The organism is Blastococcus sp. TF02-8, assembly GCF_003319175.1.
GTDB lineage: Bacteria > Actinomycetota > Actinomycetes > Mycobacteriales > Geodermatophilaceae > Blastococcus.
Genome location: NZ_QOHK01000003.1, coordinates 362,307 through 375,720, shown reverse-complemented (window position 1 = coordinate 375,720; position 13,414 = coordinate 362,307). Strand labels below are relative to the sequence as shown.

Below are 13,414 nucleotides of genomic sequence, written 5' to 3'. Positions count from 1 at the left end.
AGAGCTCGTGCTCAGCGCCCGTCGGTGTCGACGACGTCGACCCGCAGGCCCCGTCCGCCGACACCGGTCATCACCTGGCGCAGCGCCTTGGCGGTGCGGCCGCCACGGCCGATGACCTTGCCGAGGTCGTCGGGGTGCACCCGGATCTCGAGGGTCTTGCCGCGGCGGTTGGTGAGCAGGTCGACGGTGACGTCGTCGGGGTTGTCGACGATGCCCTTGACCAGGTGCTCGAGCGCTTCTTCGAGCACGTCTTACTCGGCCGGCGTCTCGGCCGGGGCGGCCTCGGCGGCCGGAGCGGCGTCGGCAGCAGGAGCGTCGGCCGGGGCCTCGGCCGCGGCGGCCTTCTTCGGCGCCGCCTTCTTCTTGGCGGTGGTCGCCTCGGTGGTGGGCTCGTCCATGCCGGCACGGACGGCGGCCTCGTAGAGGGCCTTCTTGTCCGGCTTGGGCACGGCGACCTTCATCGGCGCGGGGGCCGGCTCGCCCTTGAACTTCTGCCAGTCACCGGTGACCCGGAGGATGGCGGCGACGGCCTCGGTCGGCTGCGCGCCGACACCCAGCCAGTACTGCGCGCGCTCGGAGTCGACCTCGATGAACGAGGGGTCCTCCTTGGGGTGGTACTTGCCGATCGTCTCGATCGAGCGGCCGTCACGCTTGGTGCGGGCGTCGGCGACGACGATGCGGTAGTACGGGGCGCGCATCTTGCCCAGGCGCATGAGCTTGATCTTGGTGGCCACGGTGTGTGGTGTTCTCCTCGAACGCTGTGTGGTTGCTCGCCGGGCGGCGTGTGGGGTTGCGCCGGGGCGGAGCGATGGACACGACCGTGCCGGTGAGAGGGCCGCCACCGCCGTGTTCGACCGACCATGATGCCAGATCGACGGAGGAGACCTGTGGCCAGGAGCGGACCGCTGCATCACATCGAGCTGTGGGTGCCCGATCTCCCGCGCGCGGAGCGGTCCTGGGGGTGGCTCCTGCACCGTCTGGGCGCCCGGCCCTACCAGTCCTGGGAGCACGGCCGCTCCTGGCGCTGGGGCGACGACGGCGTGTACGTCGTCGTCGAACAGTCCCCCGCCCAGGTGGGCGACCGGCACGAGCGCCGCGCCCCCGGCCTCAACCACCTGGCGTTCTGGGCCGGCTCCGCCGCCGAGCTCGACGGCCTGGTCGCCGAGGCGCCCGAGCACGGCTGGACGCTTCTGTTCGCCGACCGGCACCCGTTCGCCGGCGGCCCGCAGCACCGGGCCGCCTACCTGGAGGACGCCGACGGCTACGAGGTCGAACTCGTCGCCGACCCCCACCGCCCGCGATCATGAAGCTCGGGAAGCGACACGCGGCCGTCGACCGGCGTGGCGCGTCCCGGACTTCATGATCACGGAGGGGGCAACGGAGTTCAGCCGCGGACGGCGGCGACCACGCGCGCGGCGGCGCCGTCGACCGGGATCTCCTCGCGCTCACCGGTCTTCCGGTCGCGCAGCTCCAGCACGCCCTCGGCCAGGCCGCGGCCCACGGTGACGATCGTCGGCATGCCGAGCAGCTCGGCGTCCTTGAACTTCACGCCGGGGCTGACCTTCGGCCGGTCGTCGTAGAGCACCGTGAGACCCGAGGCGACCAGCTCGGCGGCCAGCGCCTCGGCGGCCTCGAACACGGCGGCGTCCTTGCCGGTGGCGACGACGTGCACGTCCGCAGGGGCGACCTCGCGCGGCCACACCAGGCCCAGCTCGTCGTGGGTGGACTCGGCGATGGCGGCGACGGCGCGGGAGACGCCGATGCCGTAGGAGCCCATGGTGACCGTGACGAGCTTGCCGTTCTCGTCGAGCACCTTGAGGTCGAGCGCCTCGGCGTACTTGCGGCCCAGCTGGAAGATGTGGCCGATCTCCACCCCGCGGGCGAGCTCCAGCGGGCCGGAGCCGTCGGGCGCGGGATCACCGGCCAGCACCTCGGCGGCCTCGATGACGCCGTCCCAGGTGAAGTCCCGGCCGGCCACCAGGTCGAACACGTGCTTGCCCGGCTCGTTGGCGCCGGTGATCCAGCTGCTCCCGCTGACCACGCGGGGGTCGACCAGGTAGCGGATGCCCGACTCGCTCTCGGCGCCGAGCACCTGCGGGCCGATGTAGCCCTTCACCAGGGCCGGGTGCTTGTCGAACTCGGTGAACGCCTCGACCTCGGCCGGGGCGACCTGCGCCTCGAGGCGCTTGGCGTCGACCTCGCGGTCGCCGGGCAGACCGATGACCAGCGGCTCACGGGTGCCGTCGGGCTGCACCAGCGTGACGACGACGTTCTTCAGCGTCGAGGCCCCGGTGTAGCCCGCGTCGGGGAAGAGCTCGTTCGCGACGGCGACCAGCGTCTCGATGGTCGGGGTGTCGGGAGTGTCCTCGACGTGCGCCTCGGGCAGGCCCTCGAGCGGGATCCCGTCCGGGACGACCGTCGTGACGGCCTCGACGTTCGCCGCGTAGCCGCCGGCGGAACGGACGAAGGTGTCCTCGCCGATCTCGGTCGGGTGGAGGAACTCCTCGCTCTTCGAACCGCCCATGGCGCCCGACATCGCCGAGACGATGGCGTACTCCAGGCCCAGGCGGTCGAAGATCCGGATGTAGGCGTCGCGGTGCGCGGCGTAGCTCTTGTCCAGACCGGCGTCGTCGACGTCGAAGGAGTAGCTGTCCTTCATCGTGAACTCGCGGCCGCGCAGCAGGCCCGCCCGGGGACGCGCCTCGTCCCGGAACTTGGTCTGGATCTGGTAGAGCGAGAGCGGCAGGTCCTTGTACGACGAGTAGAGGTCCTTGACCAGGAGCGTGAACATCTCCTCGTGCGTGGGCCCGAGCAGGTGGTCCACACCGCGGCGGTCCTTCAGGCGGAAGAGGTTGTCGCCGTACTCGGTCCAGCGGCCGGTCGCCTCGTAGGGCTCCTTCGGCAGCAGCGCCGGGAAGTGCACCTCCTGCGCGCCCATCCGGTCCATCTCCTCGCGGACGATCCGCTCGACGTTGCGGAACACGCGGAAGCCCAGCGGCAGCCAGGTGAACCCGCCCGGAGCGGCCCGGCGGATGTAGCCGGCCCGCGCGAGCAGGCGGTGGCTGGCGACCTCGGCGTCGGCCGGGTCGTCGCGGAGGGTGCGCAGGAACAGCGTCGACATGCGAAGGAGCACGAGAGCAGTCTCCCAGGCGGGAGCACCTGAGACCGCGACGGCCCGTCAGGCGGGCTCGGGGACGCCACCCGGATCGCCGCCGGGGTCGTCGGGCGTGGCCTCGATCGGCGGTGGCGGCAGCGTGTCCGGGGTGTCGGGCAGCAGCTCGCCCGGGTCGTCGGGCGCCGGCTCGGTCGGGTCGATGAGCGGGTCCGGTTCCGGCAGTGGCTCCACCATGCGAGGAGTCAACCAGCCGTGGGCCGGGTCGGCAGCTGGTTCCAGTCGCTGTAGCGACGGCTCAGGCGACGACGCGGCCGCGGAGGATCGTTCGTTGCGGTCGCTGTAGCGACTGGAGGTCCGCCCGCGGGTCGGTGTCGTAGACGACGACGTCGGCCTGCGCGCCCTCCTCGATTCCCCGCAGCCCCAGCCACTCCCGCGCCCTCCACGAGCCGGCGGCCAGCGCGTCCTCGGCCGGGATGCCCGCCTCGCACAGCGCGCGGATCTCGTCGGCGATCACGCCGTGGTCGATGCCGCCCCCGGCGTCGGTGCCTGCGAACACCGGCACCCCGGCCTCGAACGCGGCCCGCACCACGGCGCCGGAGTTGGCGTAGAGCCGCCGCATCGTGCTGGCGTAGGTGGGGAACTTCTTCTCCCCCGCCTCCGCGAACCCCGGGAAGTTCTCCACGTTCACCAGGGTCGGGACGACGGCGGTGCCCCGGCGGGCCATCTCGCCGATGAGCTCCTCGGTCAGCCCCGTGCCGTGCTCGATGCAGTCGATGCCCGCCTCGATCAGCGCCGGCAGCGCGTCGGTGCCGAAGGTGTGCGCGGTGACCCGCGCCCCCTCCTCGTGCGCGGCCGCGATCGCCGCGGCCACGACGTCCGCCGGCCACTCGGGTGCGAGGTCGCCGACCGAGCGGTCGATCCAGTCCCCCACCAGCTTCACCCAGCCGTCGCCGCGCCGGGCCTGCACGCGGGTCTGCTCGACCAGGTCCTCGGGCTCGATCTCGATGCCGAGGCCGGGGATGTACCGGCGGGTGCGCGCGATGTGCCGCCCGGCCCGGATGATGGTGGGCAGGTCCGGGTCGTCGTCCAGGGCCCGGGTGTCGACCGGCGAGCCGCAGTCGCGCAGCGCCAGCACGCCGGCATCGCGTTCCACGATCGCCTGGGCCCGCGCCTCCGCGAGGTCCTCGGCGTGACCGCCCCCGCGCAGGATCCCCACGTGGCAGTGCGCGTCGACCAGCCCGGGGACCATCCAGCCACCGCGGCTGACCGTCTCCGCGCCCGGGACCGGCTCGAAGGTGAACCGCCCCTCGCGCACCCAGACGTCCCGGTGCTCCCCCTCGGGGAGCACCACACCGGCGAGGTGGAGCGCGGGTGCGTTCACTTGCCCTGCTGGTCCTTGAACTGGTCGAAGTTCAGCTTGCTGAGGTCGGGCAGCCCCTGACCGGGCGGCAGCCCCGGCATGCCGCTCCCGAAGGGGTTGCCTCCCGGGAGACCCGGCGGCAGTCCCGGAGCGCCCACGGGACGCCGCGCCGGACCACCCTTGGCCTTGCCCTTGCCCTTCTTGCCCTTGCCGCGGGCGGCCTGCGCCTGCTGCTGGCGACCGCGCTGCTTCTTCGACATCGGGCCCATGCCCGGCAGGCCCATGCTCCCGGCCATCTGGCTCATCATCTTCTGGGCCTGCGCGAAGCGCTCCAGCAGCTGGTTGACGTCGGTCACGCTGCGCCCCGAGCCGTTGGCGATGCGGACCCGCCGCGAGGCGTTGATCAGCTTGGAGTTGACCCGTTCCTCCGGAGTCATCGAGCGGATGATGGCGGTGATCCGGTCGAGCTCCCGGTCGTCGAGCTGCTTGAGCTGCTCCTTCATCTGACCGGCGCCGGGCAGCATGCCGAGCAGGTTGGCGATCGGCCCCATCTTGCGGATGGCGATCATCTGCTCGAGGAAGTCCTCGAGCGTGAAGCCCTCGCGGGAGGCGAGCTTGCCGGCCATCCGCTCGGCCTGCTCGGCGTCGAAGGTCTTCTCGGCCTGCTCGATGAGGGTGAGCACGTCACCCATGCCGAGGATGCGCGAGGCCATCCGCTCGGGGTGGAAGACGTCGAAGTCGGTGAGCTTCTCGCCGGTCGAGGCGAACATGATCGGCTGGCCGGTCACGTACCGCACCGACAGGGCCGCACCACCGCGGGCGTCACCGTCGAGCTTGGTGAGCACGACGCCGGAGAAGCCGACGCCCTCGGCGAAGGCCTGTGCGGTGTTCACCGCGTCCTGGCCGATCATCGCGTCGACGACGAACAGCGTCTCGTCGGGCCGGACGGCGTCGCGGATGTCGGCGGCCTGCTGCATGAGCTCGGCGTCGATGCCCAGCCGGCCGGCGGTGTCGACCACGACGACGTCGTGCATCGTGCGGCGCGCGTGCTCGATCGAGTCGCGGGCCACCTGCACCGGGTCGCCCACGCCGTTGCCGGGCTCCGGGGTGAACGCGTCGACGCCGGCCTGACCGGCCACGATGGACAGCTGGTTGACGGCGTTGGGCCGCTGGAGGTCTGCGGCGACCAGCAGCGGGGTGTGGCCCTGCTCCTTGAGCCAACGGCCGAGCTTGCCGGCGAGCGTCGTCTTACCGGCACCCTGCAGGCCGGCGAGCATGATCACCGTCGGCGACTGCTTGGCCAGCCGGATGCGGCGGGTCTCGCCGCCGAGGATCGCGATGAGCTCCTCGTTGACGATCTTGATGACCTGCTGCGCCGGGTTCAGCGCCTGGGAGACGTCGGCCCCGCGGGCGCGCTCCTTGACCGCGTCGATGAAGGCCCGCACCACGGGCAGGGCGACGTCGGCCTCGAGCAGCGCGATGCGGATCTCGCGCGCGGTGGCGTCGATGTCGGCGTCGGTGAGCCGGCCCTTGCCACGCAGGCCGGTGAAGACCTTGTCCAGGCGGTCGGAGAGGGTCTCGAACACAGCACGTCCTCAGCAGAAGTCACGGGCGCGGGAAACCCGCACCACCTGACCCCAGGGTATCGAGTGCGCTCAGGCGGCGATGCGGGCGCGCACGACGTCCCCCGCCACGGCCGGCTCTCCCATGACCACGGCCGAGCCGCAGTCGGCGCAGGCCCACTCGGGGCACTCCCCGCCGTCGTCGGTGTGACCGTCGGCGCACGGCGGCTGGACGAACACCGTGATCTCCCCGCACGGGGTGCAGGGCCACAGTCGCGTGTCCACGGAGGCTCCTCTCGTCAGGGGGACCGTTCCGTCCCGGTTCCCCGACGTTCGCACGGCCTACCGACAGTTCACCGCAGGCGACCCGGCGTGTCGGCGGTGTCCAGCGGATCCGCCGCGACTCCCAGCGTGGCCGCCACGAGGGCGTCGTCGACCCGGCGGCGCTGCTCCGGCTCGACCGGGGAACCCGACGGGTTGCACACGTAGAAGCAGTCGACGGCGTCCGCGCCGAGGGTCTCGATCAGGGCCGACGTCACGTCCAGCCCCTCCCCCGTGATCGCCGCGGTGAGCCGGTACAGCAGCCCCGCCCGGTCGGCCGCCCGCACCTCGATGATGCCGGTCGCCGTCCCGCTCACCTCGCCGTTGTGCCAGGAGATGCGCGGCGGCGCCGTCCGGCCGCCGTCCTGGCGGTAGTCGGCCTCCCGCTGCCGCAGGCGGTCGGCCAGCGGCAGCGTCCCCTCCAGGGCGGCCCGCACCGCGTCGGCGAGGATCTCGGGAACCGGCGCCCGGCCGAACCGCGGCCGGACGGCGAACACGCCCGTCCCGTAGCCGTCCTCGACGGTCATCTTCGCGGCGCGGACGTCGAGCTGGTTGAGCGCGAGCACGCCGGCGCAGGTGCTGAGCAGCCCCGGCCGGTCGGGCGCGCGCACGGTCACCTGCTGGCCGTCGGCGACGTCCTGGATCCCCACCGCCACGGCCCCGGCGGCGTCCGCGGAGTCGGGCAGCGGGGCGACGACCTGGGCGCCGGTCGGGTTCAGCACCGGCTCGGGGGCGATCACGGGGCCGCCGCCGAGCTTGCCCTGCACGCGCGCCACCAGGCCGGCGACGAGGTGCGCCTTCCACGGCGACCACGCCGAGGCGCTGGTCGCCGCCCCGTCGGCCTGGGCCAGCGCGTGCAGCAGGTGCAGGACCGATGCGTCGCGGCCGATCGTGTCGGCGACCCGCTCGATCGTCGCCGGGTCGTCGATGTCGCGCCGGGTCGCCGTCGCCGGCAGGAGCAGGTGGTGGCGCACGAGCGTCGCCAGCGTGGCGACGTCGGCCGGCGAGAAGCCCATGCGGGTCGCGATCTCGGCGGCCACCGGCTCCCCCACCACGCTGTGGTCGCCCGGGTAGCCCTTGCCGATGTCGTGCAGCAGGGCCCCGACGAGGAGCAGGTCGGGGCGGTCGACGTCGCGGGTCAGCTCGCTGGCGGCCGCGGCGGCCTCCACGAGGTGCCGGTCGACGGTGAAGCGGTGCCAGGGGTGCCGCTGCGGCAGGGAGCGCACCCGGTCCCACTCCGGCAGCAGGCGGGACAGCAACCCCTCCTGGTCCAGCTGCTCCAGCACCCGGACGGCCGAGCGCCCGCTGGCCAGCACCCGCAGGAACGACCACCGCGCCTCCGGTGGCCACGGCTCGGGCATCGGCGGGCTGTGCACGGCCAGCACCTTGAGCGTGTAGGGCGAGAGCAGCAGGTCGGCCCGGGCCGCGGCGGCGGACGCGCGCAGCACGAGACCGGGGTCGGCTGCCGGTCGCGCGTCCCGGGCCAGCACCACCTCGTCGCCCTGGCGGACGACCCCCTCGGCGAGGGGCTCCCGGCGCACCCGGCGGTAGCGGCCCCGGGGACGCCGCACGAGCGCGGCCTCCACGCGCCGCCACGTCTCGTCGGCGATGAACGCCAGCCGGCGTCCGGCGAGGCTGACCTCGCGGAGGAGGACGTCCTCGTCGGCCAGGCCCAGTGCCTCGGCGACCGGACGCTGCTCCTGGCGGACGAGCACGTCGCCGGAGCGGCCGCTGCGAGCGCGCAGCTCGTCGCGGACGTCGAGGAGGAAGGCGTAGGCCTGCTCGGCCTCGGCGCTGGGCTCGTCGGCCACCTGCGCCGCCGCGGTGGCGCGCAGCACCTGCCCTTCGCGCAGGCCGCCGTAGGCCTCCTTGAGGTCAGGCTCCAGCAGGAAGGCCAGCTCGCCGAGCCGGTGCGCCCGCTCCCGGCGGATGTCGCGCAGCTGCGGGAGCAGCCGCGAGGCGTGCTGGCGCCAGCTGGCCAGCGTGGCGCTGCGCAGCCGGGCGGCTAGCTCCGCGTCCCCGGCGACGAGCCGGGCGTCGAGCAGCCCCAGCCCGGCCTTCGCGTCGGTCGAGGCCACGGACACCGCCTCGGACACCGAGCGCACCGAGTGGTCCAGCCGCAGGCCGGCGTCCCACACGGGGTACCAGAGCGCGTCGGCGATGGCCGCGATCTCCGGACGCCCCTCGTGCACGAGCACCAGGTCGAGGTCGCCGTGCGGCGGCAGCTCGCGGCGGCCCAGGCTGCCGACCGCGACGAGGGCGATCCCCTCGGTCCCGGTGCGCGGCGGCGGACCGCCCCGGCGCTGCTTCGGCTGGGGGGTGCCACCGACGGCCTCGCCGAGCAGCCCGGTCAGCCATTCGTCGAGCACGGCGACCCGCTCGGCCCGGCCGAGCCGCGGCAGCGCCTCGGTGTCCAGCACGGCTCCCCCTCGATGTGTCGGACGTGCGTGGGACGTGGGCAGGTGCGCGAGGACGCCGGCCGGGTGACGGTGGTCCGCTCCCGGCCGACGTCCTCAGCTGCTCCCGGCCTCAGAGCGCGTCGTCGCCGCGCTCCCCGGTGCGGACGCGCACGATCTCGTCGATCGTCGTCACCCACACCTTCCCGTCGCCGATCTGCCCGGTGGAGGCGGCTTCGACGACGGCGTCGACCACGCGGGCGGCGTCCACCTCGCTGACGACCACCTCGATGCGGACCTTGGGGACGAAGTCCACCTGGTACTCCGCACCTCGGTAGACCTCGGTGTGCCCGCGCTGGCGGCCGAACCCCTGGACCTCGCTCACGGTCAGACCGGCGATGCCGATCAGCTCGAGGGCGTTCTTGACGTCGTCGAGCTTGAACGGCTTGACGATGGCGGTGACGAGCTTCATGCCGGCGTCCTCTCCTTGTTACGGGCCTCTGCGCGAGCCTGGCCGGCCAGCGGGGCGGTGGAACCGCTGCTGCCGAGCGAGGCGAAGTCGTAGCCGGACTCCGCGTGCACGACGTTGTCGATACCGGTGATCTCGTCCTCCTCCGTGATCCGGAAACCCATCGTCTTCTGGATCACCCAACCGATGACCAGCGTAAGGACGAAGGAGAAGAGCAGGACGGCCCCGGCCCCGACGACCTGCCGCCACAGCTGGTCGCCGCTGCCGCCGAAGAACAGGCTCTCCACACCGGCGGGGGCGTCGGGGTCGGCCACGAAGCCGATCGCGATCGTGCCCCAGAGGCCACCGACGAGGTGGACGCCGACGACGTCGAGCGAGTCGTCGTAGCCCAGCTTGTACTTGAGTCCCACGGCCAGCGCGCAGAGGACGCCGGCGATCGCACCCACGATGATCGCCCCGATCGGCGACACCGCGGAGCAGGCCGGCGTGATGGCGACCAGACCGGCGACGACGCCGGAGGCGGCACCCAGCGAGGTGGAGTGACCGTCGCGGACCTTCTCCACCAGCAGCCAGCCGAGCGTCGCGGCGCCGGTGGCGACGAGGGTGTTGACCCAGGCGACCGCCGCGGTGTTGTTCGCCGCGAGGGCGGATCCGGCGTTGAAGCCGAACCAACCGAACCAGAGCAGCCCGGCGCCGACCATGACCAGCGGCAGGTTGTGCGGCCGCATGGCCTCGCGGCCGAAGCCGCGGCGCCTGCCGAGCACGAGGGCCAGCGCCAGACCGGCCGCACCGGCGTTGATGTGCACCGCGGTCCCCCCGGCGAAGTCGACCGCCTTCAGCGTGTTCGCGATCCAGCCGCCGACGTGCTCGTCGAGGCTGAAGTCGAAGACCCAGTGCGCCACCGGGAAGTAGACGATCGTGGCCCACACCCCGGCGAACACCATCCAGGCGCCGAACTTGGCCCGGTCGGCGATCGCACCGGAGATCAGCGCGACGGTGATGATCGCGAAGACGGCCTGGAAGCCGACGAACGCCATGGTCGGCAGCCCGCCACCCTCGCTGGTCGCGTCCTCCATCAGACCCTTGAGCCCGAAGAACTGGCCGGGGTCGCCGAGCAGCCCTGCACCGACGTCGTCGCCGAAGGCCATCGAGTAGCCGTAGACCACCCACAGCACGCTGATCAGCGCCAGCGCCCCGAAGCTCATCATCATCATGTTCAGCACGCTCTTCGCGCGGACCATGCCGCCGTAGAAGAGCGCGAGGCCCGGCGTCATCAGCAGCACGAGCGCCGCGCTGGTGAGGATCCAGGCGGTGTCGCCGGTGTTGACCACGGCAACCTCCTCCAGTGTTCGGGGCCGCGGGCGACCCGGATCGAGTGGCGTTCACCGTGCCGGGCACGTGTTTCCGGCGACGGCGGTCCGACGTTTCGCCGCGGTGAACTCCGCACCGCGTGTCCGGCGGCTGCGTTGCGGGCGTGTTGCGCCTGACCCGGCCAGGGCCCCGCTCGCACCCGACCGGGGGCTCGGCCGAGCCAGTTGCGAACGATGTGCAATAAGGTCGGTCCGTGCACGTGCCCGACGGATTCCTCGACCCCGCCACCTCCCTCACCACCGGAGTGCTGGCCGCGGGCACGGTCGCCCTCGCCCTGAAGCGGGCCCGCACCGAGCTCGACGACCGCACCGCCCCGCTGGCCGGGCTCACGGCGGCCTTCGTCTTCGCCGGCCAGATGGTCAACTTCCCGATCGCCGCGGGAACCAGCGGGCACCTCATCGGGGCCGTCCTCACCGCCGTCCTCGTGGGGCCCTGGACGGCGGTGCTGTGCATGACGGCCGTGCTGCTCGTGCAGGCGGTGCTCTTCGCCGACGGCGGCCTGACCGCGCTGGGCACCAACATCACGCTCATGGGTCTGCTGGCCGTCGTCGTCGGCTACGGCGTCTTCCGCGGGCTGGCCGCCGTCCTCCCGCGCACACGGGCCGGGGTGCTCACCGCCACCGGCGGAGCCGCCTTCCTCTCGGTGCCCGCCGCCGCCCTCGCATTCGTCCTGCTGTTCGCCCTCGGTGGCACCGTCGACGTGCCGGTCGGCACCGTGGCCTCCGCGATGGCCGGCGTGCACCTGCTGATCGGGCTGGGCGAGGCCGCCATCACCGTCGCCGTCGTGGGCGCGGTGCTCGCCGTCCGTCCCGACCTGGTGCACGGGGCCCGGGGGCTGCGCACCGCCGCCACCCTCGAGGACCGCCGTCCCACGGCTGCCGGGGCGGCCCGGTGAGCCGGCGCGGCCGAACCCTCTGGCTCGTCGGGCTCCTGCTCGCCCTCGTCGTCGCCGGCGGGGTGAGCTGGTACGCCAGCTCCTCCCCCGACGGTCTGGAGCACGCAGCCGAGCAGGCCGGCTTCTCCCACCGCGCCGAGGACAGCGCGACCGCCGACTCCCCCTTCGCCGACTACCTGGTCGACGGCGAGGAGAACCGGCTGTCCGCCGGCGTCGCCGGTGTGGTGGGCGTGGTGGTCACCCTCGGCCTCGCCGGCAGCGTCACCTGGGTGGTCCGCCGCCGGAGCACCTCCTCCGGCCGGCGCTGAGTGGGCGTCACGCACGGCGGCACCCTGACCGCCCGGTACCTGCCCGGGACCTCGGTGGTCCACCGCCTCCCGCCCCAGGCCAAGCTCCTCGCGGTGCTCGGCTTCGCGGTCGTCGTCGTCGCCACCCCGGTGCACGCCGGCTGGGCGCCGGCCGCGTACACGGCATACCTGCTGCTCGTCCTGGGCGTCGCCACGGCGGCCGGGATCGGCCCCGGCCGGCTGGCGCGCGGGCTGGTCGTGGAGATCCCTTTCGTCGCCTTCGCCCTGCTGCTGCCGGTCGTGGCACGCGGGCCCCGGGTCGATGTGCTGGGCCTCTCGCTCTCCGAGAGCGGACTGGCCGCGGGCGGCGGCCTCCTCGCCAAGGCGACCCTGTCGATCCTCGCCGCCACGGTGCTCGCGGCGACCACCGAGCCGCGGTCGCTGCTGCGGGGGCTGGAGCGGCTGCGCCTGCCGCACCTGCTCGTGCAGATCCTCATGTTCATGATCCGGTACGCCGACGTGGTCGGCTCCGAGCTGCACCGCATGCGCGTGGCGCGGGAGTCCCGTGGCTTCACCGGTGGCGGCGTGCGGGGCCTCCGGGTCATGGCGGCGACGGCGGGAGCACTGTTCGTGCGCTCCTACGAACGCGGCGAGCGGGTGCACCTGGCGATGCTCAGCCGCGGCTACAGCGGCAGCATGCCCGGCGGGCGGGTCGTCCCCGCCGGTGCGCGGCCCTGGGCCCTGGCGCTGTCGCTCCCCGCAGCCGCCGTGGCCGTGCTGCTGACCGGGGCGCTGGTCGGGTGACCGCGGCCGCGCCGTCCCTGCTGGTCGAGGATCTCGCGTTCGCCTACCCGGACGGTCACCAGGCGCTGTTCGGCGTCGACCTGCGCATCGAGCAGGGCGAACGGGTGGCCCTGCTCGGGCCGAACGGTGCGGGCAAGACGACGCTCGTGCTGCACCTCAACGGCATCCTGCGCGGCGGGCGCGGGCGGGTCAGCGTCGCCGGGCTCGAGGTGGCGAAGCGGTCGCTACCCGAGATCCGCCGCCGGGTCGGGGTGGTGTTCCAGGACCCCGACGACCAGCTCTTCATGCCTACCGTCGGCGAGGACGTCGCCTTCGGCCCGCGCAACCTCGGGCTGCCGGAGGACGAGGTCGCAGCACGGGTCGCCGACGCCCTCGCCCGGGTCCGCATGGCCGACGCGGCCGACCGCCCGCCGCACCACCTGTCGTTCGGCCAGCGTCGTCGGGTCGCCGTCGCGACCGTGCTGGCGATGCAGCCGGAGATCGTCGTGCTGGACGAACCGTCGTCGAACCTGGACCCGGCCGGACGCCGGGAGCTGGCAGAGGTGCTGGACGAGCTCCCGGTGACGCTGCTGATGGTCACCCACGACCTGCCCTACGCCGCCCAGCTCTGCCCGCGGTCGGTGATCCTCGACGGCGGAGTGGTCGTCGCAGACGGCCCGACCCCGGAGCTGCTGTCCGACGCCCCGCTGCTCGCCGCGCACCGGCTCGAACTGCCCTACGGGTTCTCGCCCTCCGCAGCCGGCTGAGGACGGGTGGGGCGGCAGCACCCCCGTAGCGCTGCCGCCCCCCGGCCTCCCCCGGTACTCCCCCCGGGGCCCGCCGGACCGCGCGCGG

General features: G+C 73.5%; 15 protein-coding genes. 5 read left to right on the top strand and 10 right to left on the bottom strand.

Annotated features, from left to right (window positions below; genetic code table 11):
* Positions 1 to 11: 11 nt before the first annotated feature.
* Both DQ237_RS08825 and rpsP read right to left on the bottom strand, forming a co-directional pair.
* Entirely contained in the window at positions 12 to 248 is a 237-nt protein-coding gene (locus DQ237_RS08825; RefSeq protein WP_113799223.1) for an RNA-binding protein, read from the bottom strand.
* 3 nt (positions 249 to 251) lie between these two features.
* Positions 252 to 734, bottom strand: coding sequence for a 30S ribosomal protein S16 (gene rpsP / locus DQ237_RS08820; protein ID WP_113799221.1), 483 nt, complete (start codon positions 732 to 734; stop codon positions 252 to 254).
* A 153-nt stretch (positions 735 to 887) separates the two neighbouring features.
* Here rpsP and DQ237_RS08815 point away from each other — a divergent pair, with 153 nt between their 5' ends.
* On the top strand, positions 888 to 1,307 hold the full coding sequence (locus DQ237_RS08815; RefSeq protein WP_205730130.1) for a VOC family protein: 420 nt from the start codon (positions 888 to 890) through the stop codon (positions 1,305 to 1,307).
* Positions 1,308 to 1,384: 77 nt separating this feature from the next.
* On the opposite strand, the gene DQ237_RS08810 is transcribed toward DQ237_RS08815, so the two are convergent.
* From DQ237_RS08810 to DQ237_RS08780, 8 genes are all read right to left on the bottom strand, one after another.
* Positions 1,385 to 3,133: a proline--tRNA ligase gene (locus tag DQ237_RS08810; protein WP_113799219.1), complete on the bottom strand. Its 1,749-nt coding sequence runs from the start codon at positions 3,131 to 3,133 to the stop codon at positions 1,385 to 1,387.
* A gap of 45 nt (positions 3,134 to 3,178) precedes the next feature.
* The gene (locus DQ237_RS19705) at positions 3,179 to 3,349 is read right to left on the bottom strand and encodes a hypothetical protein (protein WP_166509548.1); all 171 of its coding nucleotides are present in this window, start codon (positions 3,347 to 3,349) and stop codon (positions 3,179 to 3,181) included.
* Between the two features lie 61 nt (positions 3,350 to 3,410).
* Positions 3,411 to 4,496 (bottom strand): amidohydrolase family protein, encoded by a 1,086-nt coding sequence (locus DQ237_RS08805; RefSeq protein ID WP_113799217.1) that lies wholly within the window; start codon positions 4,494 to 4,496, stop codon positions 3,411 to 3,413.
* Positions 4,493 to 6,061: a signal recognition particle protein gene (ffh, locus tag DQ237_RS08800; RefSeq protein ID WP_113799215.1), complete on the bottom strand. Its 1,569-nt coding sequence runs from the start codon at positions 6,059 to 6,061 to the stop codon at positions 4,493 to 4,495. The genes DQ237_RS08805 and ffh overlap by 4 nt, the downstream gene beginning before the upstream one ends.
* Before the next feature lie 69 nt (positions 6,062 to 6,130).
* A complete protein-coding gene (locus DQ237_RS08795) occupies positions 6,131 to 6,322 on the bottom strand; it encodes a hypothetical protein (protein WP_113799213.1) in 192 nt (63 codons plus the stop codon).
* A 68-nt stretch (positions 6,323 to 6,390) separates the two neighbouring features.
* Positions 6,391 to 8,778 carry a [protein-PII] uridylyltransferase gene (locus DQ237_RS08790; RefSeq protein WP_113799211.1) on the bottom strand — a complete coding sequence of 796 codons (2,388 nt, stop codon included), beginning with the start codon at positions 8,776 to 8,778 and terminating at the stop codon, positions 6,391 to 6,393.
* 109 nt (positions 8,779 to 8,887) lie between these two features.
* The gene (locus DQ237_RS08785) at positions 8,888 to 9,226 is read right to left on the bottom strand and encodes a P-II family nitrogen regulator (protein WP_113799209.1); all 339 of its coding nucleotides are present in this window, start codon (positions 9,224 to 9,226) and stop codon (positions 8,888 to 8,890) included.
* Positions 9,223 to 10,554, bottom strand: coding sequence for an ammonium transporter (locus DQ237_RS08780; protein ID WP_113799207.1), 1,332 nt, complete (start codon positions 10,552 to 10,554; stop codon positions 9,223 to 9,225). The genes DQ237_RS08785 and DQ237_RS08780 overlap by 4 nt, the downstream gene beginning before the upstream one ends.
* 233 nt (positions 10,555 to 10,787) lie before the next feature.
* On the opposite strand from DQ237_RS08780, the gene DQ237_RS08775 reads away from it, so the two are divergent.
* The 4 genes from DQ237_RS08775 to DQ237_RS08765 are packed head-to-tail and all read left to right on the top strand — an operon-like array spanning position 10,788 to position 13,326.
* Positions 10,788 to 11,489, top strand: coding sequence for an energy-coupling factor ABC transporter permease (locus DQ237_RS08775; protein ID WP_205730129.1), 702 nt, complete (start codon positions 10,788 to 10,790; stop codon positions 11,487 to 11,489).
* The gene (locus DQ237_RS19900; protein WP_205730128.1) at positions 11,486 to 11,797 is read left to right on the top strand and encodes a PDGLE domain-containing protein; all 312 of its coding nucleotides are present in this window, start codon (positions 11,486 to 11,488) and stop codon (positions 11,795 to 11,797) included. Before DQ237_RS08775 ends, DQ237_RS19900 begins: the two co-directional genes overlap by 4 nt.
* Positions 11,798 to 12,580 (top strand): cobalt ECF transporter T component CbiQ, encoded by a 783-nt coding sequence (cbiQ, locus tag DQ237_RS08770; protein ID WP_113799205.1) that lies wholly within the window; start codon positions 11,798 to 11,800, stop codon positions 12,578 to 12,580. It begins immediately after the preceding gene.
* Positions 12,577 to 13,326 carry an energy-coupling factor ABC transporter ATP-binding protein gene (locus DQ237_RS08765; protein WP_113799203.1) on the top strand — a complete coding sequence of 250 codons (750 nt, stop codon included), beginning with the start codon at positions 12,577 to 12,579 and terminating at the stop codon, positions 13,324 to 13,326. The genes cbiQ and DQ237_RS08765 overlap by 4 nt, the downstream gene beginning before the upstream one ends.
* Positions 13,327 to 13,414 lie beyond the last annotated feature (88 nt).

Excerpts from the sequence above, each read along its gene's own strand:
- DQ237_RS19705 (WP_166509548.1), bottom strand. The coding sequence starts at position 3,349 with ATGGTGGAGCCACTGCCGGAACCGGACCCGCTCATCGACCCGACCGAG.
- DQ237_RS08785 (WP_113799209.1), bottom strand. The coding sequence starts at position 9,226 with ATGAAGCTCGTCACCGCCATCGTCAAGCCGTTCAAGCTCGACGACGTC.